At 71.4% G+C, this 22,731-nt stretch carries 19 protein-coding genes; 6 read left to right on the top strand and 13 right to left on the bottom strand.

Annotated elements, in window-relative coordinates; all coding sequences use genetic code 11:
• Window positions 1-59: 59 nt before the first annotated feature.
• The 4 genes from HET64_RS15985 to HET64_RS15970 are packed head-to-tail and all read right to left on the bottom strand — an operon-like array spanning window position 60 to window position 4,694.
• Window positions 60-1,553 (bottom strand): trifunctional class I SAM-dependent methyltransferase/NUDIX hydrolase/VOC family protein, encoded by a 1,494-nt coding sequence (locus tag HET64_RS15985; RefSeq protein WP_215106106.1) that lies wholly within the window; start codon window positions 1,551-1,553, stop codon window positions 60-62.
• Window positions 1,554-1,566: 13 nt separating this feature from the next.
• Entirely contained in the window at window positions 1,567-3,096 is a 1,530-nt protein-coding gene (locus HET64_RS15980; protein ID WP_215106104.1) for a tripartite tricarboxylate transporter permease, read from the bottom strand.
• A gap of 3 nt (window positions 3,097-3,099) precedes the next feature.
• On the bottom strand, window positions 3,100-3,714 hold the full coding sequence (locus HET64_RS15975) for a tripartite tricarboxylate transporter TctB family protein (protein WP_215106102.1): 615 nt from the start codon (window positions 3,712-3,714) through the stop codon (window positions 3,100-3,102).
• A complete protein-coding gene (locus HET64_RS15970; RefSeq protein WP_215106100.1) occupies window positions 3,711-4,694 on the bottom strand; it encodes a tripartite tricarboxylate transporter substrate binding protein in 984 nt (327 codons plus the stop codon). The genes HET64_RS15975 and HET64_RS15970 overlap by 4 nt, the downstream gene beginning before the upstream one ends.
• Window positions 4,695-4,810: 116 nt before the next feature.
• Between HET64_RS15970 and HET64_RS15965 the strand changes: the two genes are divergently transcribed.
• The gene (locus tag HET64_RS15965) at window positions 4,811-5,497 is read left to right on the top strand and encodes a response regulator (protein WP_308370094.1); all 687 of its coding nucleotides are present in this window, start codon (window positions 4,811-4,813) and stop codon (window positions 5,495-5,497) included.
• Window positions 5,498-5,658: 161 nt separating this feature from the next.
• Window positions 5,659-6,687 carry a lytic polysaccharide monooxygenase gene (locus HET64_RS15960; RefSeq protein WP_215106098.1) on the top strand — a complete coding sequence of 343 codons (1,029 nt, stop codon included), beginning with the start codon at window positions 5,659-5,661 and terminating at the stop codon, window positions 6,685-6,687.
• A 129-nt stretch (window positions 6,688-6,816) separates the two neighbouring features.
• On the opposite strand, the gene HET64_RS15955 is transcribed toward HET64_RS15960, so the two are convergent.
• Window positions 6,817-7,710: a triacylglycerol lipase gene (locus HET64_RS15955; RefSeq protein ID WP_215106096.1), complete on the bottom strand. Its 894-nt coding sequence runs from the start codon at window positions 7,708-7,710 to the stop codon at window positions 6,817-6,819.
• Between the two features lie 241 nt (window positions 7,711-7,951).
• Window positions 7,952-8,161 (bottom strand): hypothetical protein, encoded by a 210-nt coding sequence (locus tag HET64_RS15950; RefSeq protein WP_251145383.1) that lies wholly within the window; start codon window positions 8,159-8,161, stop codon window positions 7,952-7,954.
• Between the two features lie 124 nt (window positions 8,162-8,285).
• Between HET64_RS15950 and HET64_RS15945 the strand changes: the two genes are divergently transcribed.
• Both HET64_RS15945 and HET64_RS15940 read left to right on the top strand, forming a co-directional pair.
• A complete protein-coding gene (locus HET64_RS15945; protein WP_215106094.1) occupies window positions 8,286-9,332 on the top strand; it encodes an ABC transporter permease in 1,047 nt (348 codons plus the stop codon).
• Between the two features lie 179 nt (window positions 9,333-9,511).
• The gene (locus tag HET64_RS15940; RefSeq protein ID WP_215106092.1) at window positions 9,512-10,009 is read left to right on the top strand and encodes a phospholipase; all 498 of its coding nucleotides are present in this window, start codon (window positions 9,512-9,514) and stop codon (window positions 10,007-10,009) included.
• 90 nt (window positions 10,010-10,099) lie between these two features.
• Here HET64_RS15940 and HET64_RS15935 read toward each other — a convergent pair whose 3' ends face one another.
• Complete coding sequence (locus tag HET64_RS15935) at window positions 10,100-11,278, bottom strand: S1 family peptidase (RefSeq protein ID WP_215106090.1); 1,179 nt, start codon at window positions 11,276-11,278, stop codon at window positions 10,100-10,102.
• Between the two features lie 345 nt (window positions 11,279-11,623).
• Here HET64_RS15935 and HET64_RS15930 point away from each other — a divergent pair, with 345 nt between their 5' ends.
• Window positions 11,624-12,535 (top strand): alpha/beta fold hydrolase, encoded by a 912-nt coding sequence (locus HET64_RS15930; protein ID WP_215106088.1) that lies wholly within the window; start codon window positions 11,624-11,626, stop codon window positions 12,533-12,535.
• Between the two features lie 18 nt (window positions 12,536-12,553).
• Here HET64_RS15930 and fxsT read toward each other — a convergent pair whose 3' ends face one another.
• The 5 genes from fxsT to HET64_RS15905 all read right to left on the bottom strand — a co-directional run bounded on the left by fxsT (window position 12,554) and on the right by HET64_RS15905 (window position 20,972).
• Window positions 12,554-16,489: an FxSxx-COOH system tetratricopeptide repeat protein gene (gene fxsT / locus HET64_RS15925; RefSeq protein WP_215106086.1), complete on the bottom strand. Its 3,936-nt coding sequence runs from the start codon at window positions 16,487-16,489 to the stop codon at window positions 12,554-12,556.
• Entirely contained in the window at window positions 16,486-17,826 is a 1,341-nt protein-coding gene (gene fsxC / locus HET64_RS15920) for an FxsC protein (RefSeq protein ID WP_215106084.1), read from the bottom strand. The genes fxsT and fsxC overlap by 4 nt, the downstream gene beginning before the upstream one ends.
• Window positions 17,827-17,900: 74 nt before the next feature.
• Entirely contained in the window at window positions 17,901-20,243 is a 2,343-nt protein-coding gene (fxsB, locus tag HET64_RS15915; RefSeq protein WP_215106082.1) for a radical SAM/SPASM protein FxsB, inactivated metallohydrolase extension form, read from the bottom strand.
• 30 nt (window positions 20,244-20,273) lie between these two features.
• The gene (locus tag HET64_RS39070; RefSeq protein WP_308370097.1) at window positions 20,274-20,342 is read right to left on the bottom strand and encodes a hypothetical protein; all 69 of its coding nucleotides are present in this window, start codon (window positions 20,340-20,342) and stop codon (window positions 20,274-20,276) included.
• Window positions 20,343-20,801: 459 nt separating this feature from the next.
• A complete protein-coding gene (locus tag HET64_RS15905; RefSeq protein ID WP_215106078.1) occupies window positions 20,802-20,972 on the bottom strand; it encodes a hypothetical protein in 171 nt (56 codons plus the stop codon).
• A gap of 270 nt (window positions 20,973-21,242) precedes the next feature.
• Between HET64_RS15905 and HET64_RS15900 the strand changes: the two genes are divergently transcribed.
• Window positions 21,243-22,169: a DUF4231 domain-containing protein gene (locus HET64_RS15900; protein ID WP_215106076.1), complete on the top strand. Its 927-nt coding sequence runs from the start codon at window positions 21,243-21,245 to the stop codon at window positions 22,167-22,169.
• A 30-nt stretch (window positions 22,170-22,199) separates the two neighbouring features.
• On the opposite strand, the gene HET64_RS15895 is transcribed toward HET64_RS15900, so the two are convergent.
• Entirely contained in the window at window positions 22,200-22,679 is a 480-nt protein-coding gene (locus HET64_RS15895; RefSeq protein WP_215106067.1) for a hypothetical protein, read from the bottom strand.
• Between the last annotated feature and the right edge of the window lie 52 nt (window positions 22,680-22,731).

The raw sequence follows: 22,731 nt of genomic DNA, 5'->3' as shown, positions 1-22,731 counted from the left end.
GGCGTGCGGCGGCCTCGTACGGACCGCCGGGCGGGGGCCCGTACGGACCGCCGGGCGGCTCAGGGGCGGGGCCGGGAGTCGGCGACGAGCTCCACCTCGTACCCCGCCGGGTCCTCCAGGTAGGCGGCGTGATGCCCCTCGCCGCCCGCGTACGGATGGCGGTCGGGGAACAGCAGCCGCCAGCCGTACGCCGGGGCCTCGGCGACCAGGGCGTCGAGGGCGGCCCGGTCCGCGACGTGGAACGCCAGGTGGTTGAGGCCGGGGCGGCGGCGGTCGTGGCCGCCGGCGGCCAGGTCGGGCGACTGCTCCACCACGACGTACGTGTCACCGCGCCGCCAGCTGCGGCCGTGGGCCCAGCGCTGGTACGGGACATGTCCGAGCCGGCCCAGCAGCCAGCCCCAGCCGCGCTCCGCCTCCGCCAGGTCCGCCACCCACAGCTCGATGTGGTGCACCCGCCCGGTGACCTCCCCGGCGGCGGGCAGCGGGACGGCGCGGCCGGCGCCGCCGGGAACGTAACCGATCGGCTCCCCGTCCCGGTGCCAGTGGAGCATGAAGTGCTCGCCCGCCCGGTAACCGTCCAGGCCCGCACGGCAGTACGCGACCATGTCGTCCGGCAGGGCGGCCAGCGGGAACCAGTCCAGCTCGGAGCACTTCTCCGGCTCCGCGTTGCGCGGCGGGCGGGCCGGGTCGTGCTCCGCGACGAAGAACCAGCCCATGCGCGCCCCGCCACCGGGGCCCCGGTGCTGCATCACGAGGGCCACCTTCAGCTCCTCGGGCTCCAGATCGAGGCCGATCTCCTCGGCGGCCTCCCGGATCATCGCCTCGCGGACGTCCTCGCCGTCCTCCGCGTGGCCGGAGGGCATGTGGAGCAGTCCGTCCGCGTACCCCGTGCCGGAGCGGCGGGCCAGCAGGACGTCCGGGCCGCGACGCAGGATCAGATGGACGTCGACGACCTCGGTGTGCCGGTGCGGCGGCATCGCGCGGGCGACCAGCGCATAGCGCTCGTCGTCGACCTCCTTGCCCCACAGCCGGGAGTCGGGGGCCAGGTCCTCGTGGTGGATGCGCTCGGTGTGCGCGGAGAGCAGGGCGGTGAGCGCGGTCGCGGACAGTCCGGCACCACCCCACACCCCTTCGATCAGAACGAGCCGCCCGCCCGGCTTCAGCAGGCCGAACCAGTGCTCCAGGGCCGCCGCCGGGTCGGGCAGCAGCCAGACGACGTGCCGGGCCACGACGACGTCGAACACCCGCTCCCCGACCGGGGGCCGGGCGGCGTCCCCGACGAGGACCTCCGCGCCGGTCCTCGCGAGCTTGGCGCGGGCCCGGTCGGCCATGCGGGGCGAGCGGTCGACGGCGGTGACGCGGTGGCCCTGGCCCGCGGCGAGCAGGGAGAGGCTGCCGGTTCCGCACCCCAGGTCCAGCACGTCGCCGCGGGTGCCGGGCAGCCAGCTCTCCAGCCGCCCGGCCCAGGCGTCGCGCACCGCGGGGTCGAGGAGCCCGTGGTCGGGCTCCTCGTCGAAGGATCCGGCAGCCGCGTCCCAGTCGATCGTGGTCATGGAGCCGATGCTCTCAGCCGCCACCGGCCGTGCGGGACCCCCCTGCCGATTTCCGTCCACCGCGCAGCCGGACGATCAGCCCGCTGATCAGCGGCCAGGCCACGATCAGCACGACGATCGCGTAGACCGTCACGGAGAACGGGGTGTTGACCAGGCCGGACACGCTCCCGTCGCTGATCTGGAGCGCGCGGCGCAGCTGCTGTTCGGCGGCCGGGCCGAGGATCACCCCGATGACGGCGGGCAGCACCGGCAGTCCGTAGCGCCGCATCCCGAACCCGATCAGCCCGATGATCAGGAGGATCACCAGGTCGAGGGATTCGCCGCCGACCGCGTACGCGCCGACCGCGGCGAAGAAGAGGATGCCCGCGTACAGGTAGGGGCGCGGGATCCGCAGGAGCTTCGCCCAGACGGGGGCGAGCGGCAGGTTGAGGGCGAGCAGCAGCACCATGCCGACGAAGAGCGAGGCGATGAGGCCCCAGACCAGCTCCGGTTCGCGTTCGAACAGCAGGGGGCCGGGCTGGATCCCGTACTGCTGGAAGGCTGCCAGCATCACGGCGGCGACGGCGGTGGTGGGCAGTCCGAGCGTGAGCATCGAGACGAGGGTTCCGGCGGCGGAGGCGGAGGCGGCGGCCTCCGGTCCCGCGACGCCTTCGATGGCCCCCTTGCCGAACTGGTCACGGTGCTTGGAGAGCCGCTTCTCGGTGACGTAGCTGAGGAAGGTGGGGATCTCGGCGCCGCCCGCCGGGATCGCCCCGAAGGGGAAGCCGATGACGGGACCGCGCAGCCAGGGCTTCCAGGTGCGCTTCAGGTCGGCGCGGCCGAGCCACGGTCTGCCGACGGGGATCGGCTTTCCGGTGGAGCGGCGCAGGTGGGCGGCGACCCAGAGCGCTTCGCCGATCGCGAAGAGTCCGACCGCGACGATGACCACGTCGACGCCGTCGGCCAGTTGGAGCGAGCCGAAGGTCAGGCGCTGCTGGCCGGTCATCTGGTCGAGGCCGACCAGTCCGATGGTGAGGCCGATGAGGAGCGAGGCGATGCCGCGGATGCGGGAGGCGCCGAGGACGGAGGTGACGGCGATGAAGGCCAGCACCATGATGGCGAAGTAGTCGGGGGCTCCGATGCCGATGGCGAGGGAGGCGACGGTCGGGGCGAGGACGACCAGCAGGATCGTGCCGATCATGCCGCCCGCGAAGTGACCGATCGCGGCGGCGGCGAGTGCCTGGGCGCCGCGTCCGCCCTTCGCCATCGGGTTGCCCTCGATCGCGGCGACCACGGCCGCGCTCTCCCCGGGGGTGTTGAGGAGGATCGAGGTGGTGGAGCCGCCGAACATCGCGCCGTAGTAGATGCCGGCGAACATGATGAACGCGCCGGTCGGGTCGAGTCCGTACGTCACCGGGAGCAGCAGCGCCACGGCCATCGCCGGGCCGATGCCGGGGAGCACGCCGATCGCGGTGCCGAGCAGGACGCCGATCGCGGCCCACAGCAGGTTCATCGGGGTGAGCGCGGTACCGAAGCCGTCGATGAGGGAGTTGAGGGAATCCATCGGTCAGAGCACCCCCATCAGCGGGCCGCCCGGAAGGGGGACACCGAGCAGGTTGTCGAAGACGAAATAGGTGGCGAGGGAGATGCCGGCCGCGATGAGCGGGTCCCGGCCGTGGTGCCGGCTGCCGAGCGCGTAGGCGGAGCCCCAGAAGAGCAGCGCCCCGGCGATCGGGAAGCCCAGGGGGCCGATCAGGACGGCGGCGCCGAGGAAGACCCCGGTGAGCAGGAGGACGGTGCGCCAGTCGGCCGGTTCGTCGAGGTCGACGTCCTCGCCGCCCTCCGCCTCGCCCCGGCCGCCGCGCAGGACGTCGCCGGCGAGCAGGACGGAGATGAGGAGGAACAGGCCGCCGATGACGAAGGGGACCGTCCGGGGGCCGACGGGACCGCGTTGGGCGATGTCGACGCTCATGGTGAAGGCGTCGGTGAGGACGAGCACGCCGAGCGCGAACAGCAGGACGCAGACGCCGAGTTCGGAGTGCTCGCGCAGCCAGGTGAGGGTGGCGTTCCCCTCCTGCGCGGCTTCGGCGCCCGGCTGCACTGCGGAGCCGGGGGTTCCGGTGGGTCCGGCGGTTCCGGTGGGCTCGATGGGTCCGGTGGGTCCGGTGGGTCCGGTGGTCACAGCCCCAGCTCCTTGAGAACGGTGGCGACGCGCTGGTTCTGCTCGTCGAGGAAGTCGCCGAAGGGTTCGCCGATGAGGAGGGCGTCGTCCCAGCCGTTCTTCTTCATCGACTCCTGCCACTGCTTCGTGCCGTGGAGTTCGCGGATCAGGCCGGTGAGCTTGTCGCGTTCGGCCGACGAGAGGCCGGGCGGGGCGACGACGCCGCGCCAGTTGGTGAACTCGGTGTCGAGGCCGGCTTCACGCAGGGTGGGGGCGTCGAGGCCGGGCACCCGCTTCGGACCGGTCACGGCGAGCAGGCGCAGCTCGCCCGCCTCGATCTGGTCGCGGTACTCGCCGAGGCCGGAGACCCCGAAGCCGACCTTGTTGCCGAGGATGGAGGCGAGGAGTTCGCCCCCGCCGTCGAACGGGACGTAGTTGACCGTCCTCGGAGCGATGCCGGCCGCCTGCGCCATGAGCATCGGGGCGAGGTGGTCCGGGCCGCCGGGCGAGGACCCGCCGCCGACCGGGACGGCCGCCGGGTCCTTCTTCCAGGCGGCGAGCAGGTCGGCGACGGTCCGGTACGGGGAGTCCTTGGAGACGACGACGATGTCCGGCTCCTCGGTGAGCCGGGCGATCGGGGTGGTGTCGGCCAGTGTGCTCGGGGACTTGTTGGTGTGGACGGCTCCGACGACGCCGAGTCCCATGGAGAGCGCGAGCTTGCCGTTGCCGTGTTCGCCGACGAGCCGGGTCAGGCCGACCGTTCCGCCGGCGCCCGGCAGGTTGAACACCTCGATGTTGTGGGTGAGTCCGGCGTCCTCGGCGTTCTTGGCCAGGGTGCGCGCGGTGATGTCGTAACCGCCGCCGGGAGTGTTGGGGACCATGAAGCGGAGCCCGGGAATCTGGGTGCCGGTGTCGGAACCGTCACCGGTGGACAGCAGGGGTGGCCCCACCACCACCAGCAACGCGGCCCCGAAGAGGGCGAGGAGAGTGCGCAGTCGCACAGGTTCCGCCTTTCAACTGTGAAGTGGCCCACATGTTGCCTGCGCGTTAAGAAGCTGTCTCTCTTCCGGTATCAACGGACGTTGTGGTCATTGCGGTCGCCGCCTAGCGTGGCGGCGTGACAACTGTGCTGGTGGTGGACGACGACTTCATGGTCGCGAAGCTGCACAGCCGCTATGTGTCCGCTATGGACGGCTTCGCGGTCGTCGGGGTGGCACACAACGGTGCCGACGCCCTGCGGGCGGCCGAGCGGCTGCGCCCCGATCTGGTGCTGCTGGACATCTATCTGCCCGATATGGACGGGATCGGGGTGCTGCGCGCCTTGCGTGCGGCGGAGGAGCGGGACACCTCGCGCCCCAGCGCGGACGCCCTGTTCATCACGGCGGCCCGGGACGCGGGGGTGATCCGGGCGGCGCTGCGGGCGGGGGCCCTGCACTATCTGATCAAGCCGTTCAGCCGGTCCGCGCTCCAGGAGCAGATGCGCCACGTCGCCTCGCTGCGCACCCGTCTGGACAGGCTGGGAGAGGCCCGCCAGGAGGACGTCGACCAGATCTTCGGCACCCGCCCGCCCGGCTCGCGCGAGCTGCCGAAGGGCCTGGCCGCCCCCACGGCCGACCTGGTGGAACGCACCCTGCGCGACCACCCCGAGGGCCTGTCCGCTTCGGAGTGCGCCGAGGTGGGAGCACTGTCCCGGGTGAGCGCGCGCCGCTACCTGGAGCACTTCACCGCAACGGGCCGGGCCGAGGTGACCCTGCGCTACGGAGGCACGGGGCGGCCGGAGCGGCGCTACCGCTGGAAGGGGTGAGACGGCGGGGGCCGGGGCTACCTGAGCCCACGCCTAACCACTCCTTAAGACCACCATAAAGATCGTCACCACCCCCTCCCATCAGGGCTTTTCGCCCTTTCGAGCGGCTAGCTTGCTGAGCGCCACCCTCACAGCTGTGCCGTCTCGAAGGAGATCCATCCATGACCGCTCGTCGCAAGGCCGCCGGTGTTCTCGCCCTCGGTTTCGCACCGCTCGCACTGGCCGGGCTGGCCTCCGCCCCGGCCGTCGCGCACGGTTCGCTCACCGACCCGGTGAGCCGGGTGTCCGCGTGCTTCGCCGAGGGGCCCGAGAGCCCGAGGTCGGCGGCGTGCCGGGCGGCGGTCGCGGCGGGCGGGACGCAGGCGCTGTACGACTGGAACGGGGTGAACATCGCCAACGCGGCGGGCAAGCACCGTGAGCTGATCCCGGACGGCAAGCTGTGCAGCGCGGCCAACGACAAGTTCAAGGGCCTGGACCTCCCGCGCGCCGACTGGCCGGCCACCGCTATGTCGGCGGGCAAGCACACCTTCCGGTTCCGTGCGACGGCCCCGCACCGGGGATCGTTCGAGCTGTACCTCACCAAGCCCGGTTACGACCCCACGAAGCCGCTGGCCTGGTCGGACCTGGAGGCGAAGCCCTTCGCCGAGGCCACCGACCCGGCGCTGGAGAACGGCTCGTACGTCTTCGACGGGACGATCCCCGAGCGCTCGGGCCGGCAGCTGGTCTACACGGTCTGGCAGCGCTCCGACTCCCCCGAGGCGTTCTACGCCTGCTCCGACGTGACGTTCGGCGGTGGTTCGGCCGGCGGTGGGGCGGAGAAGGAGGAGGGGCAGCAGGGGTCCGGCGGTGATTCCGGTGCCGAGGCCCCGGCCGCGGCCCCCTCCGCGCCGTCCGAGAACGCCATCGCCGAGGGTTCCGAGAAGTCGTCGGTCGAGCACAACGGCCACGGGGACGACGACGCGAACACCGGGGCGAAGGCCACCGCCGCCGCCCCGGCGGCGAAGGCCGAGGGCAACGCCCCGGAGGTCAACGCGGCGGGCTCCGACGAGGTGCTGGCCGAGACGGGCGGTTCCGGCAGCAGCACGTATCTGGCGATCGGGGGCGCGGGAGTCCTCGCCGCCGGTGCGGCCGTGCTGTTCGCCTCGCAGCGCCGACGCGCCGCCACCGCGGCGGGCCGCCACGGCCGCTGACGCGGCGGCTACTCCTCCCCTACCCCTGCCGCGTCCCTCCGGGACGTCGGGCGCGGCAGGCCGTGACGGGCCGGGGTCCGCCATCCGCTCCGGCGGACGGCGGACCCCGGCCCGTCGTCGCTCGATGGGTCAGCCGATGACCGAGGCGCAGGTGGTCGGGGTGGCGCGTGCCGGGTCGAGGGCGTTGGCCACTTCGTGGAAGGCGATGCGGTCGACGGTCCCGATCGCCACGTGCTCGGACAGGTCGAGCGGGCACAGGTCCTGGAGCAGCACGTTGCGTACGTTCGGCCCGTTCAGGTACTGCGTCCGGTACGGGGTCACGACCTGGTCGTACTTGGTCGCGATGACGGTGTAGCGGACGCCGGGGACGGTGTCACCGCCCGCCGTGAGCTTGGTGATGAAGGGCGATCCCGCGATCTGGTCGGCGAGTCCGGGGGTGTTGTCGCCGATGAACCTCTCGACGCCGGGGAAGAACGGCAGCAGCTTGGTGAGGCCGAGCAACGTGGTGCCGTGATTGTCCGGGGCGAGGCCGACTAGGGCGTTGACCTTGTCGGCGCCGCCGAGGAACTTCAGGTAGTAGTTCGGCATCATGCCGCCCTGGGAGTGGCCGACGAGGTCGGCCTTCGGGGCTCCGGTGGCGTCGAGGACCTTGTCGACGAACATGTCGAGCTGTTCGGCGGACTTGTCGATGGGTCCGAGGCCGTGGAAGAACGGCACGCCGGGGAGCTGGCCGTAGTCGAGGGAGAAGACGCAGTAACCCCGGTTGACCAGGTAGGGGGCGAGGACCAGCCAGTTGTCGATCGAGTTCCCGAAGGTTCCGTGGACCAGGACGACGGGGCGGGGATGGGCGGCTGAGGGTTTGCAGGAGTAGTCGTTCCAGCCACGCGAAGTGGCCTCCGCGGCGGCGGGGGGTGCCGCTGTCGCGGTCGCCGCGGGGGCGACGAGAACGGTGAGGGCGAGGAGCAGGGCGGCGAGCAGACTGCGCGTGCGGGGAACGCGCGCAGCACGGATCCAGGGCAGCATCGTGTGGTCTCCTTGCGGCTCAAGGGAGGTGCGATGGCGGTGCGCCCTGTGGCCCGGACCACAAGCTTTATGTGCTCATGCCAAATTACGCACGAGTAAGGTGGCGAGGGAAGTTACGCGTCGGTAAAAACTGGCGGGGCTGGGGTGCTCGCTCTCGGCCACCGACGCGGCCGGCCATCCGTCTCCCCCGGGGAGGGCGACCCACGGCCGACCGCATGACGAGCGGTCAGGTCAGGCGAGGTCACGACGCCGCCCCCGCCGTGGGCGTCGACTCGGCGGCTTCTCCCGCCTCCTCCGCCTCCCCCTCGCGGTCCGCGCCCCCGTCGGCGCGCCCCACGTTCCGGAGCAGCACCGTGGCCGTGACGGCCGGTGCGAGCATGACCGGGACGGCTCCCATCGCGATCCAGGAGAGGCCCTGGGCGAAGGAGCCGGCCTCAGAGCTCACGTCCACGCCTGGAACTTGCCGCAGAGCACGCCCTTACGAAAGGAAAGCCCGGTGCCGGCCCGCGCCCGGTGCTACGCCGTTCGGCCCCGCCCCGCCTGCGCGGACGCGGCCCCGCCCGGACCGTGGGGGCATGACTCTCGTCGACGAGGTGAAGAACGCCGTCACACCACGGGCCGCCCTGCTCGTCATCGGTGTGCTCGGACTCCAACTCCTGTTCATCGCGTCCTACGTCGGAGCACTGCACAAGCCCGAGCCGACGGATGTCGCCTTCGGAGTGGTGGCCCCGCAGCAGATGTCCCGACAACTCGTCGCCCAACTGGACGGGCTCCCCGGCGGGCCGCTGGACCCGCGGGCGGTGAGCAGCGTGGCCGAGGCGCGCGAGCAGATCATGAACCGTGACATCGACGGCGCCCTGATCGTCTCGCCCGAGGGCCGGACCGACACCCTGCTGGTCGCCTCCGGCGGCGGGACCGTGCTGTCCGGCGCGCTGGAGCAGATCCTCACCCAGGTCGAGGCATCCCAGCAGCGGACCGTACGGACCGTGGACGTGGCCCCGGCCTCGCCCGACGACTTCGACGGGCTCTCGTCCTTCTACCTCGTGGTCGGCTGGTGCGTCGGCGGCTATCTCTGCGCCTCGATCCTGGCGATCAGCGCGGGCTCCAAGCCCGCCAACCGGCAGCGCGCGGTGATCCGGACGGGGGTCATGGCGCTGTACTCGATCGCGGGGGGCATCGGCGGCGCGATCATCATCGGCCCGGTCCTCGGCGCGCTGCCGGGCAGCTTCTGGGGATTGTCCGGACTGGGCGCGCTGGTCGTCTTCGCGGTCGGTATGACCACACTCGCGCTACAGGCCCTCACCGGCATCGTCGGCATCGGCCTGGCCGTCCTGATCATCGTCATCGCCGGCAACCCGAGCGCGGGCGGAGCTTTCCCACTCCCGATGCTTCCGGACTTCTGGCGGGCGATCGGCCCGGCCCTCCCTCCGGGCGCGGGCACCTGGGCGGCCCGCTCGATCGCCTACTTCCGGGGCAACGCGGTCACCGGGCCCCTGCTGGTGCTCTCGGCCTGGGCGGTCGTCGGCACGGCACTGACCCTGCTCCTGTCGACGCGGCGCCGGGCGGCGGATCCGGCGGACGGCGCGGCCAGGTCAACGTCCACGGCCGCCGACCATTCCTGACGATCCGCCCGTGGGGCCGCCCTGCCGGGCGGCCCCCTCCGACGTGCGCACCCATTCTTGATGTCCGGTCAGCGCGACGCCTAGTCATGACAGGTACATGACGACATGCTGGAGTGGCCTCGTACACCCGACGAGGAGCACGGCCGGGACCACTCCCCTCACCCCCACGGAGGTCGCTCATGCGTCGTCGATTCACGGTTCCGCTCGCCGCGGTCGCCCTGTCGCTCCCGCTCAGCCTGATCACCGCCGCCTCCGCCGCGGCCGCCCCCGCCGACAAGCCCCAGGTGCTCAGCTCCTGGACCCAGACCAGCGCCTCCAGCTACAACGCCTGGAACGCGGCCCGCAACAACCAGGGCGCCTGGTCCGCGTACGGCTTCGACTGGTCGACCGACTACTGCAGCAGCTCCCCCGACAACCCGTTCGGCTTCCCCTTCCAGAACTCCTGCGCCCGTCACGACTTCGGCTACCGGAACCACAAGGCCGCCGGGATCTTCCCCGCCGGCAAGGCCCGCATCGACTCCGCCTTCTACGAGGACCTCAAGCGCGTGTGCGCCCGCTACTCGGGCGCGACAAGGACCTCGTGCAACGGCACCGCCTGGACCTACTACCAGGCCGTGAGCGTCTTCGGCGTCTCCCCGGCCAAGGCGGACTCCGGCCGGCTGCCCCAGGCCGCCTGACCTCCCGGCCGCCCACGCCGCCCGCACCGCACAAGGGAGAGGCCCCCGGCACGCCGGGGGCCTCTCCGTACTGCCGTGACGCGGTGGACGTCAGCCGATCTCGGCGCCGTAGGCGGCCAGCGCCTCCGGTACCGGCTGGAAGAAGGTCGTGCCGCCCGAGGAGCAGTCGCCGCTGCCGCCCGAGGTCAGACCGAGCGCGGTGTCGCCCGCGAAGAGGGCGCCGCCGCTGTCGCCGGGCTCGGCGCAGACCGTCGTCTGGATGAGGCCGTTGACGATGTCGCCGTTGCCGTAGTTGACCGTGGCGTCCAGCGCGGTGACCTCACCGTCGTGCACCTGGGTGGTGGAGCCGCTGCGGGTGACCGCCTGGCCGACCGTCGCGTCGCCCGCCTGGGTGATCGCCTGGGTCGAGCCGTCGTAGAGGTTCACCTCGCTCGGGTGCGCGGTGTCCGAGGTGTACTTGACCAGCCCGTAGTCGTTCTCCGGGAAGCTGGAGCCCTCGTTCGCCCCGATCTCCGAGCCGCCCTGGGTGTCCGACCAGCTGGTGACCGACTCGGTGCAGTGGCCGGCGGTGAGGAAGTACGGCTCGCCGCCCTTGACCACGTTGAAGCCGAGCGAGCAACGGGAGCCGGAGCCCCAGATCGCGTCGCCGCCCGCGATCAGCGGCGTGAACTCACCCGCCGTCTTGTTGAGTTCGGCCTTCCCGCCGAGACCCTCGACCACGTGCGAGAGCTTCTTCCAGGCCGCGCCGTCGACCGTGCTGTCGGCCGTGACGAGCACCTTGTTGCTCACCGGGTCGACCGCCCAGGAGGTGCCCGGGATCGTCGCCTTGTCGGTGAGGGTCCCCCGGGCCGACTTCAGCTCGGCGAGGGAGTTCTCCACGATTCTGGCCTTGCCGCCCGCCTGGCGGACCTGCTCGGCACCGGCCTCGTCGACGACGTTCACGACGAGGGACTTCGCCGTGGTGTCGTAGTACGAGCCTGCCGCGTCCGCGCCCAGGTCACGGTCCAGGGCGGTGGCCAGCTTTCCGGCCGCGTCCGCGCTGAGGGTCTTGGCCGCGAACGCCGGCACATCGTCACTGGCGTTCGCAGTCTGGAACGTGAATCCCGCTGCGACCAGGGCGACGACGGCCGAGCCGGCCAGCGTCGCGCGCTTCCTGGATATGCGTCGATGCTTCAACTTCGACCTCCTGTGGGGCCGTGCACGGAGCAAGTGGGGTGCCCGTACACGGAGGATGAGGCGCCCACTATTCCGACGCGGTGAAACGCACACAAGGTCGACTTCCAGACGTGCACACGACAGCGACGCTTCGCACGCGAGGCGTTCACCTACCCCGGGTCACACCACGTCGGTTCCGATCGCGAACACTCGGTGCAACCGTGGACGGCCCCTGGGTGAGGACTAGTCCTGTCCGGTATTCGCCGGTGCCGGTCCGGATGGTGTGCCGACCCGTCCGGATGCCGACGGAAATCGTCCGCCGGGAGCCTCCCCGTACCTTCACAGTTCCTGTCGCCCAACAGTCCCGGTAACGCCTCTGATGGGTCATCATCGGAAGGGCAGCACACGCCGGGCACACCGTGCCCGGGCCGGCCGGGTGACCGAGCGGAGGAGGAACGGGTGCGCAATCGGGTGCTCGCGGCGGACGGGCGGCATCTGATGGTGGAGCGGATGGGCGACCCGCGGGGAAGACCGGTCTTCCTCCTCCACGGCACTCCGGGCAGCAGGCTCGGACCCGCCCCACGCGGCATGGTGCTGTATCAGCGCCATACGCAGCTGATCACCTACGACCGCCCGGGATACGGCCTCAGCGACCGGCACGAGGGCCGCCGGATCAGGGACGTCGTCGAGGACGTCCGGGCCATCGCCGACTGCCTGGGTCTGCGGCGATTCGCCGTGGTGGGCCGCTCCGGCGGGGCCCCGCACGCCCTGGCCTGCGCGGCGCTGATGCCGGAACGGATCACCCGGACCGCGGCCCTGGTCAGTCTCGCGCCCCCGGACGCGGCCGGTCTCGACTGGTTCGAGGGGATGACCGCGTCCAATGTGCTCGCGTACTCCACGGCGGCCGACGACCCGGAGGGCCTGGCGGAGTCCTTCATCATGCGCTCGGCACAGATCCGGCGGGACCCGGTCAGGCTCCTGGACGATCTGCGCCGGGAGCTCACCGACTCCGACCGGGTGGTGGTCAACGACGCGGGGATCCGCTCCATGCTGCTGCGCAACTACAGCGAGGGGCTGCGCACCTCGGCGTACGGCTGGATCGACGACGCCATCGCGTTCTGCAGCCCCTGGGGGTTCGACCCCGGCCGGATCACCGGCAAGGTGCTGCTCTGGCACGGGGTGCAGGACGTCTTCTCCCCGGTCGGCCACTCCCGCTGGCTGGCCGGGCAGATACCGGGCGCCACCGCCGTACTCGAACCGAAGGCCGCCCACTTCGACGCGTTCCCCATGCTCCCCCGCGTCCTCGACTGGCTGCTGGACGAGCGGGAGCCCCCGGACGGGACGGTGCGGGCCGTCGTGCCGGGAGGGTGAGCCCTCCCGGCCGGACGGTCACACCGACATCGGTTCCAGCTCCCGCCTGAAGCGCTCCTCGGTCCGGGCGATCCGGACCAGCGGATGATCGTCGCCGAGCTGGCGCGACAGCTCGGGGACGATGTCCGCCCGCAACTGCACGGCCTCGTCCTCCCGTCCCATGGAGACAAGCGTGACCGCCATGTTCGAGGACATGGCCAGGGTCTCGGGATGGTGTGCCCCGAGCGCCACGCGCAGTTGCCCGGACAGCCGCTGCTCGGTCTCCAGCACGATGTCCAGCTCGCCCCGGTCCGCCGTCGCGCTGGCCAGGTTCATCACACAGAACAGGGTGTTCGGGTGCTCCCGGCCGAACGTCTCCCGCATGGAGGCGACGACCAGTTTCAGCACCCGCTCCGCCGCTTCCGGCTCCCCGGCCCCCGTCAGATAGACGCCGAGGTTGTTCTGGGCCGCCAGGGTGTACGGGTGCTTCTCCCCCGGCACCTTCATGAACTGGTCGACGACCTCCTGCGCCGTGTCGCGCGCCTCGGCGCTCTCGCCCGCCGCGAACAGGTCCGCGGCGAGGTTGAGGTCGCAGGCCAGCGAATCGGGGTTGGCGATGGTGTACTTCGCCCGGTAGCGGGCGCGGGTCGCCACCGTGAGACGGCGGGCGTCCTCCAGCCGGCCCGCCCTGCGCAACGACACCGCGAGGCTCTTCGCGGCGCTCAGCGTGGTGGGGAAACTGCGGCCCAGCGTCTCCTTGAAGCTGTTGTACGTGGTGCTGAGCAGCCCCACCGAGTCCTCGTACCGCCCGACCTCCCGCAGGTCACGGGCGAGGTTCATGGCGGAGGACAGGCTGTAGGGGTGCTCCGCTCCGAGCACCTGGGAGCGGAGGTCGTAGACGTCCTGGTCGATCTCCCGGGCACGGGCGTACTGGCCGACGCTGCGCAGGTTCAACGCCAGGTTGTTGGCGGCGGCCAGGGTCCGGGGGTGGGAGTCGTGGAAGATCTGCCCGAACCCCTCGTGGGCCTCGGTCGCCATCTCGATCGCACGCGCGTAGTCCCCCAGCAGACCGAGGTCGATGGCCAGGCTGCTGGTGGTCATGTACGTGTGCGGGTGCTCGGGCCCCAGCACCGCCCGCTGGCGTTCCAGGGTGATCTCGTCCAGTTCCTTCGCCTCGACGAAACGACCGCGGGTGCGCAGGATGTTGGAGAGGTGGAAGCAGAGGTAGAGGTACTGCAGATCGCTGACGCCCAGCTTCTCCCGCCAGATGTCCCGCAGTTCGTCGCCGAGCGCCCCCGCGGTCCTGACGTCTCCACGCTTCCAGAGGTAGCGGACCCGGTCGATCAGGAGCCTGCGGGTCTCCGGCTCCTTGCAGTTGCGGGCGTCGGAGGGGCCGAGGTGCGGCCAGATCGTCGCGAAGCGCGGCCAGGTGTCCGGGTTGTCGATCGGCTCGTCGTCGTCGGGCCGGGCCCCGGCCAGGATGCGGTGGACGACGTGCCGGGCCTCGCGCTGCTCCTCCTCGCTGAGCTGCGCCTTGATCACGGCCTGGACGAGGCGGTGGACCTGGATGGAGTTGGAGACCTGGTCGACCTTGGCCAGGGCGAACCGGCCGATCTCCCGGATGACCCGGCCCAGCACCAGCTTCTCCTGGAGCGAGGAGTCGTACGGCTTCAGCGCGTCGATCATCTCCTTGCTGTAGAGGAGGTTCGCGGAGATCGGTTCCGGGGCGAAGAAGGCGCAGAGCTGGAGCAGCCGCACGGCTGCGGGTGAGCGCTCCTTGAGCCGGGCGATGGAGATGTTCCAGGTCGCGGCGACCGGTTCCGGGTAGCCGGCCGGCTGGTTGAGCCCGAGGACCTGGGGAGCCTGCTGGGCGAGCTGTTCGAGATAGGCGTCGATGGGAGTGGCGGTCTCCGCGATCCAGGCGGCCGCCTGCTCCACGGCGAGCGGCAGGTCGCCCACGGCGGTCGCCACCTGGTCGGCGTCCTCGTCGCTGAGCCCCGGCGCCCGGCGCTGGAGGTGCTCGATCGACTCCTCGCGCAGGAAGACGTCCACGGGCAGCGCGTCCCCGTGCTGGGACCAGCTCTGGTTGCGTGAGGTCACCAGGATGTGGCCGGAGCCGCCCTGCGGGAAGTAGCGGCGCAACTGCTCGGGGTCGTCCGCGTTGTCGAAGACCAGCAGCCAGCGGTCCGAGGGCACGCCGCGCCGCAACAGGTCGACGGCTTCCTGCGAGGCCGCGGCCATGTCGTCGCCGCCCTGGGCGCCGAGCCGGACGGCGAGCTCGGCGAGCGAGGCGACCACGTCGTCGGTCTGCTCGGACGATATCCACCACACCAGGTCGTAGTCGGCCATGAAGCGGTGCACGTACTCCAGGGCCACCTGGGTCTTGCCGACGCCGCCGAGTCCGTACAGGGTCTGCGGCTGCGGCAGGACGACGGCCAGGCCGCCGCCGAGCTGGTCGCGCATCCGCTCCAGGACGAGCGAGCGGCCGGTGAAGCCGGGGTTGCGGGGCGGCGCGTTCCAGATCCTCGGCACGGTGCCGGGGAAGCGGGGCCCGGGCGAGACCCCGTCCGCCACCTGCACCGGGCGGTCCAGGGCCCGCATCACGGCGGTGGTGGCGTGCACCTCGTCCAGCCGGAAGAGGTCGACGGGGTTGCGGTCGATGTACGGGGCGCTCAGTCGTACGTCCCCGACGCGCAGGGGGACCAGCCGGCGGCGGCCGCTGCCGACGGCCTCCGCGGCGGTCCGCTCCCACAGCTCGACCGCGCGCTGGGACTTCAGGTAGGCGCTGGAGAGCAGCACGACGGTGCGGGCGGCGCTCTCCGCAGTGGTGTCGGTGGGCTCGTCGGGGGAGCGTTCGGCGGAGACGTCGCGCGGAACCACCCGGAAGCCGGCCCGGGTGAGGATCGATTCGAGCCAGTCGGCCCACATCCGGTTCTCCGCCACATAGCTGAGGAAGAGATCGGCGGGCAGTGCGGGCCTGCGCCGGGTGAAGGCGTCGCGGATCCGCAGGCGGACCTCCTCGCCGATCGGGGGCATCGAGGTGATCTCCCGGTCGGTGATGACCGCGACGAGCCGTTCGAAGGCGGAGAGCAGCGAGTTGGTGAGACCGGCCTCGTCACCGAAGGTGGCGAGCGTCTCCTCGTAGGCGTAGTAGGGCCGGTAGGGGATCTCCACCGCACCCCAGTAGGCGGTGAGTTCGTCGCCGGAGAGGTCGCGCGGCAGCCGGTCGAACTTGAGCCGGGCCAGCGCCCGCCCGGCGTCCGCCTTCTCCTTCTCGCCCTCGTCGATGCGCATCGGGACGGGGTAGAGGGCGATGGGGCGGCCGGTGTTGCGCTCGGCGATCTGGCGGGCGACGGAGGCCGCGCCGTCGATGGACTGGTCGCTGAGGGTGAAGCAGTCGACGAGCACGTCCGGGAGGTGGACGGTGCAGATGTCGGCGATGTCGCTGAGGCCGGTCCGGCTGTCGATGAGGACGTAGTCGTAGTTGGCCTTCATGTCGTCGCGCAGCGCGTCGAAGAAGTGGCCGCCGCCGAACCGGTCGTAGAAGTTGTCCCAGTCGAAGGTGGAGACGGTCGCGGAGTATTCGCGGTTCTGCCGTCCGGCGGAGACGAAGTCGAGCGTGCCGCCGTGCGGGAACTCCCAGCCGAGCGACTCCGGGGTCAGCGACACGGCGTGCGGCTGGATGCGGGCGTAGTCGCGGTGCCAGTCCTCGGGGCGCTGGGCGGGGCTGGTCGCGGCCCAGGCGTACTCGGTGATCAGGTCGATCACGCCGGTGGTGGCGCCGAGGGTGGCCGGGTCGAGGAAGGGGTGGAAGAACCGGTGCAGCCCGGGGGCCTCCAGGTCCCAGTCGACGGCCAGTACCCGCTTGCCGTTGGCCGCGAGGATCCAGGCGGTGTTGGCGAGCGCCATGGTGCGCCCGGTACCGCCCTTGTACGAGTAGAAGGTGATGATGCGCCCGTCACGACCGGCACTCATAGGTCCTCCGCTTCCGTCGCAGGGTCGTGCGGGTCGGGGATGTAACTCGTGCTGCCCATGGGGCCGGTGAGCCGGGTCCGCTCGCCGGAGCCGCCGCCGGATCCGGGCGGGTAGGCCTTGGCGTGCTTGAGGTACTGCTGGGCCGCCACCTCGACCACCTGGGGCAGGAGTTGGCCGAACGCCTCCATCGTGGGCACTCCTTTCGCAGCGGCCCGGCACAGGGCCCGGCCCTGGCCCATCTTGATCGGCATGGTCGCTTCGAGCTTCTCGGTGAGCTCGCTCTCCGCCGCTCTGCTCTGGTGGTCGTCACGGCTCCACGGCACGACCAAGGTCACCCAGGGCCGGTTCTCGGCGTCGAAGGCGGCGAGCCTGCGGCGGTGGTCCTCGTCCCGGAGGGCCCAGCGGTCGACGAGCAGGATCTCGGGGGTGCTGGGCGGGGTCTTGCCGTCGTGCCGGTCCTCGTCGAACGAGGTGATGACGGCCTGGTAGTTGAGCGAGCGGACCAGTTCTTCCGCGACGTAGGCCAGCGGACGCGCGGCGGCCGGGTAGTAGGGGTTCCAGTCCTGGGGGTGGTCGCCGTAGTGGTCGCTGTTGCGGCCCTCGGGCAGATCGTGGCGCGTGGGCGCCGCGATGGTGATCTGCATCGGCCGGGGGGCGCCGACTCCGCTGCTGGGGGAGCCGAAGGCGCTGGGCGCGAGACGGTAGTCGACGGGCCGGCCGGTGTCGATGCGGACCGAGTCGGCGACGCTCACGATGCGTTTGGCCAGTTCGTAGACGGCCCGTTCGTATTCCTCGGCGAAGAGCCTGAGCTTGATCAGGCCGTACAGGCCGTCGCTGACGTACCGTTCCCCGAAATCACGATGGTTGAACTGCAACCGCTCGGCGGAGCCGGGCAGTTGGCTCGGCGGCACCGGTACCCAGAGTGCCGGGACGATGGCCTCGGCGGGCTGGTTGGAGCGGGCGCGGTGGTGGATGGCGCGCTGTTCGAATGCGTACCACTCCTTGCCGCACATCTCGCTGGCGAAGTAGCGCGGCGAGAACAGCGGGACGAAGACCCGGCAGGTGGCGAGGACGTCGCCGAGCCGTTCCGACCAGCCCTCTCCGGAACGTATCTCCCGGTCCATGAAGCCCGCGGGCGCGCCCGCGGGTAAGTCGGTCATGGCCATCACATGGCCGCAAAGGTCCTGGAAAAGCCGTTCGACCCACATATCGGGGTCCGTGCCGCCGCCGTACCCCGGCGTGTGGGCGTAACTCAGAAAGAAATACGGCCGATGGCCCACCGCTCGCTGTTGCGTCGATGCGTGCACACGACCCCCGTCCTGTGTGAGCACTCGCATCCCGGAAGGAGGAAGGGAGTGGAAGCGAACTCATCATTCCGGAGCGGACCGCTTTCCACCCCCCTACCGTTCGGTCATTCGAACGTCACTTTTTGGTCAGATCTCATGACGTTCGGCGCCCGGCCGGACGGCGGGAAGCTCCTGCCGCGATTCTTCTCGGTCGCACTCCGTGTTCCGCTGATCTCCTTGCGGACAGCGGAGATCAGCTGTTTTCCGTCGACCGTCACCTCCGCCGCGTTTTCGATCTTGTCGAGAGCTTCCGGAACACCCGCGAGGAAGCGCGGGTCGTAAAGCCCGAGCCCCGCCCGTTCGAATGTCTCGGCCAGCAGTCGGGAGAACGTCACGTGTTCGTTCCCCCAAGGCGTCCGATGTTCCCAGGTACCGTCCAGGGCGTAAAGATCCGTCACTTCACCGAGCGCCCGCAGTTTCGCCCGGCGGAATCCGCTCAGCAGACCGAGTGCCAGCTCGTTCGCCTCCACCGAGGGCCCGACGCCCAGCGCGCCGGGCCCGTGGCGCCCCGGCTCGGGGTCACCGGTGAACAGCGGGGTCAGCGTGGTCAGCGTCAGGGCCGCCTCGGCGGCCTGGCCGGGTACGGCGTCGGCCAGCAGCGACCAGGCGTCGCCGACCCGGTGCGCCCAGGCGTCGGCCTCCTCCGCTTCCAGGCGGTCGGTCGCGGGGGCGTCGAAGCAGTCGCGGAGGGGGTCGAGGTCGTCCAGCAGGAGTACGGGGGCGGGCGCCCGGCGCAGGACGTGTACGGGCAGCCAGTGCGGGCCCTCGGGCTCATCGGGTGCGATGCGCAGCTCCGCGCCGGGCGCGTCCCGCGGCCGGCGGACGAGGAATCCGTCGCCGGTGGCGCGCACCACGGCCGTGCCCCGCTCCCCCGGGCCGCCGAGAACCACGGTGCCGAGCGTGGGCAGATACAGGCCGCCGTCCCGGTACGCCACCGGAACGGGCAGGTCGTGTCCGGCGCGGACGGCGGCGGCGGCCACGGTGGCGCCGAGCCGTTCGGCGGCGGGCTCCGTCAGGCCGCGACCGGCCTCGACGTCCTCCAGGGCGCCGACCAGCCAGGTGCGGGTGTAAGGGTGCGCGAGCACGGTGTCGAGCGCCTCGGCGCCCGGGGGGTACGCCTCCAGCGTCGCCGCGAGCCGCCAGGCGTCGTCCCAGAGGGCCCCGCCCCGCCCGTCGAGGGTGTCGTGGAGAGCCGCGAGCAGGGTTCGGGTGAGGTCCTGATGGGCGGCGAGCAGTTCGTCCGGCGCCCGGACGGCGGGCGACTCGGTGGCGGCGGCCGTGCGCTCCTCGATGCCCCGGATCAGGGCGGCCAGGTCGGCGCAGTAGACCGACGGATGTTCGAAGCCGCTGTCGAGACCTTCGGAGCCGCTGTCGGAGCGGTAACGGTGGGTGTAGAGCCCGCCGCCGCACGAACGCACGACGGGACAGCGGCGACAGGTCTCGCTGACCCCGGCCAGACCGAGCTGGCGCGCCCGGACGCCGGGGTGGGCCGCGACCTCGTCGAAGGTGTTGCGGAAGACGTCGAACCCGGTGGCGGCGGCGCCCTCGTAGGCGCTCTTGAGCGAGTCGACCTGTTCCAGCTGCCCGTCGGTCTCGATGACGACGAGGTCGGTGGGGGCCAGTCCCAGGGACTCGGTGAGGCTCGGGCCGCCGTTCAGACTGGAGAGCACCGAGGCGAACATCCGGACGGGCATGGGGCGGCCCTGCTCCGTCCAGCGGTCGAAGACCGTCAGGAGCCAGTCGGCGTACGCGGTGGGCGATCCGTCCGGCCGCGGGGGCGGGTCGTCCCAGGTGGCGTGCGGCAGCAGGAAGTCGACGAGCGGGGGTTCGAGTCCGGCGAGGGCGTCCTGCACGGCCACCGGGTCGTTGTGGATGTCGACCGTGCACAGCAGGCCGAGGTCCAGGTGGCGGTAGCGCTCCTCGCGGAGCAGTTCGACGGCTCGCAGCACCATCGGGTGGCTGCTGCGCCCATCGGCGAATCGGCGGTGGCGGTCGTTGGCCGCGCGGTCGCCGTCGAGCGAGATCCCGACCCGGACGTGGAACTCGTCGAAGAGGTCGAGGTAACGGGGGCTGAGCTGGACGCCGTTGGTGTGGATCCTGAGGTCCAGCTCAGCGATGCCGTTCAGAGCCGAGCCGAGCTCCTCGCAGACCCGTCGCAGTCGCGCGGGCCCCGCCAGGAGCGGTTCCCCACCGTGCAGGATCACTGTTACGGAGGGAAGCGCATGAGTCGTCGCATGCTCGGCCAGGCGCCGGGCAGTCCAGGAAATTGCCTCGTCAGAGATGACCTTGGGGCGTTTCAGCCAGCTCTGATCCGCATGTTCGTAGACATAGCAATGATCACAGGCCAGATCGCACCTGCTGTGCACTTTCAGCACGAATTCACGGAAGGGGACCAGGGGTCCTGTCATCCCGTCATTCTAGCCGCTTCTGACGTCGGCTCAGAGAGCCGAATTGAACGTGGAGATCCGGGTGGACCTGGCCGTTGTCGCACCGCATACGCGGCTGATCTTCCTGGCGGCCTCGGCGCTGCGAACGTCGGTCGCCGAGAGGGTCGCGCGGGTCTTCGCAGAGGCGAAGGCGGGGGTGGTTCCGTAGGTCTTCACGGCCGTCCTAGGGGGATCCTGAAGGGGTCTGTTTCCGGACATTGAAACGCTGCCGGATTCCGTGTCATCACACGTCCCGGCACGCGCACTTTACTACCGCGGAGGCCCTTCCACATGCCGGCGGAGCGGCCTTCACACCTGGATTCGAAAGTCGAAACACGCCTTCCGCTCGGCTGCCCGGGTGAGCGGGGGACGAGCCCCGGAACCGGCGGGCCCGAAGGCCGGCCCCGCCGCCGCCGGCACGCGCAGGTGAGAGGCTTCCGGCCACGTGCGGGACCGCTCGCACAGGTGCCGGGGGCGCGCACCGCGCGGGGTCCGGACCGCGGGCGCCGGGAGGCTCCGGCGGGACAGCGTTTCACCCGTTCACCAGCTCGTCGCCGGGGAGGTCAGGCCGTGTTCCGCCCGGGCGGCGCGCACGCGGTCCAGGGCGCGTTCGCGGCCGTCTCCCTCGGCACCCGAGACCCACGCCCGGACGCGCGGTGCGGCGGCCCGCTCGGCGCGCCGCTGCGAGAACCCGCCCACCGTCCCGGTCACTCTCGATGGCCCCTCCCCGCACGGAGGTGGTCGCGGCCACCGCAGGGGGGCAGCAACTCACGTTTCGCTCAACCCAGTTGGACAACTTTGCCACAGTGCCGCGATGTGAGGAAGGACACCCGCGCGGAAGTGGCCGAACCCTGTCGTGGTGACCGTCCGAGGAGCCGGGACGCTCTTGCCGCGTCCGGTCCTCCCCCCTACTGTCGTGGCCCCGGGCGGGGCAGGCGCCGCGACCACCGGGTCATACGACAACTGCAGACGGAGGCGTCCATGACGGCGTTGCCTGAGCCGCTGAGATCCATGGTCTTCAGGAACGATGACCTGCCGGCGCTGTTCCACCACACGGACGCGGTCGCCGTGGCCCGCCAGCGTGAGGCCGTGAACACCACCCGGGCGCAGCTCGCGCTGCTCGTGGCGGGCACGGTGCCGGCGGCGCTGCCCTGGCACGCCGAGGACGGTGCGGCGGCCCGCGCCCTGTACGGCGCCGCGGTGCTGGCCTATCTGGGCGTGCTCTTCGCGACCTTCCTCGCCTCCCACCGTAAAGCAAAGTCGCATTGGCAACTGAACCGCTCGGCGGCCGAGTTCATCAAGTCCAACTGCTGGCGCTACGCGGTCCACGGCGCACCGTTCGACAGCGCGTCCGAGCACCCGGAGGCGCTGTTCGCCAATCGTCTGGAGGACGGCCTCCAGGAACTGCGAAAGGTGGGCTGGGCCGACCCGCGCGAGGAACTGCCGGATTCCGGCGGCCTCATTACGGAATCCATGCGCGCGTTACGGAACAAGGCCTACACGGTTCGCAAGGAAACATATGTACGGGACCGGCTCATCGAACAGCGGCGCTGGTACCGCAGGCGCCAGCAGGCCTCCCGGCGCGGGGCGCTCCTGTGGTCGGGCGCCATTGTCGCGCTGACGCTCCCGGCACTGGCGCTGAGCGTGTTCCAGGTCTTCGGGGTGGGGCGCTCGTTCGGCCTGACGGGGGCGTTCTCCGCGGCGGCGGCGGCCTGTCTCGCCTGGAACGAGATGCGCCGGCACCATCCGCTGATCTCGGCGCACTCGCTGGTGGAGAAGGACCTGGAGTCGATGCAGGCCGCCATGGAGACCACCCTCACCGAGCGGCACTGGCCGGCGGCGGTGTTCGAGACCGAGCGGATCGTGTCGCCCGAGCACACCGACTGGCTGGTCCGGCACCGCGTGTGAGCCCGGCCCAGCGCTTCGGTCCGGCCGGGGTCAGCCCCGCAGCACTCCGTCGCGCCAGATCACGGTGACCGGGCGGCCCAGGGTGCGGGCGTACGTCACGATGTCGCCCGTGCCGCCGAGGCCCCGGGCCGGGAGGCCGTCCCAGACCGCGAGCAGCCGGTCGCAGTGGTCGGCGATGTAGGCGCCCGCCGCGTAGTACGCCTCGTCGGTGGAGTGCGGGAAGTCGAGCCGTACCTCCCGCACCGCGCGTCCTTTGAGCATCCGGTAGCGGGCGAGGTCGACGGCGTTCTCGAAGCAGGCCTCGTAGTCGCCGCTGGGGATCACGGCGGTCAGTTCGGCGCCGCAGGCGAGGGCGAGGTCGGCGAAGAGCTGGTCGGCGCCGACCGCCAGGCTGGAGAGCGCGTGCGTCGCGCCGTCGAGGCCGCACAGCGCGGACCGCAGACCCGCGAGCACATGGGCCTCGGCCTCGGCGGGGATGGAGCGGTGACCGGTCACTCCGATGCGATTCACGGACCTGCTACCCCCTGATGCCAGCGGAGCACGGCCGGGGGCGCGCCCGCCC

It is taken from the genome of Streptomyces sp. McG3 (assembly GCF_018619185.1).
Classification (GTDB): domain Bacteria; phylum Actinomycetota; class Actinomycetes; order Streptomycetales; family Streptomycetaceae; genus Streptomyces.
This window is presented reverse-complemented; position numbering and strand designations above follow the sequence as displayed.

Excerpts from the sequence above, each read along its gene's own strand:
- HET64_RS15980 (WP_215106104.1), bottom strand. The coding sequence starts at position 3,096 with ATGGATTCCCTCAACTCCCTCATCGACGGCTTCGGTACCGCGCTCACC.
- HET64_RS15900 (WP_215106076.1), top strand. The coding sequence starts at position 21,243 with ATGACGGCGTTGCCTGAGCCGCTGAGATCCATGGTCTTCAGGAACGAT.
- fxsT (WP_215106086.1), bottom strand. The coding sequence starts at position 16,489 with ATGAGTGCCGGTCGTGACGGGCGCATCATCACCTTCTACTCGTACAAG.
- fsxC (WP_215106084.1), bottom strand. The coding sequence starts at position 17,826 with ATGCGAGTGCTCACACAGGACGGGGGTCGTGTGCACGCATCGACGCAA.
- HET64_RS15985 (WP_215106106.1), bottom strand. The coding sequence starts at position 1,553 with ATGACCACGATCGACTGGGACGCGGCTGCCGGATCCTTCGACGAGGAG.
- fxsB (WP_215106082.1), bottom strand. The coding sequence starts at position 20,243 with ATGACAGGACCCCTGGTCCCCTTCCGTGAATTCGTGCTGAAAGTGCAC.
- HET64_RS15940 (WP_215106092.1), top strand. The coding sequence starts at position 9,512 with ATGCGTCGTCGATTCACGGTTCCGCTCGCCGCGGTCGCCCTGTCGCTC.
- HET64_RS15945 (WP_215106094.1), top strand. The coding sequence starts at position 8,286 with ATGACTCTCGTCGACGAGGTGAAGAACGCCGTCACACCACGGGCCGCC.
- HET64_RS15960 (WP_215106098.1), top strand. The coding sequence starts at position 5,659 with ATGACCGCTCGTCGCAAGGCCGCCGGTGTTCTCGCCCTCGGTTTCGCA.
- HET64_RS15955 (WP_215106096.1), bottom strand. The coding sequence starts at position 7,710 with ATGCTGCCCTGGATCCGTGCTGCGCGCGTTCCCCGCACGCGCAGTCTG.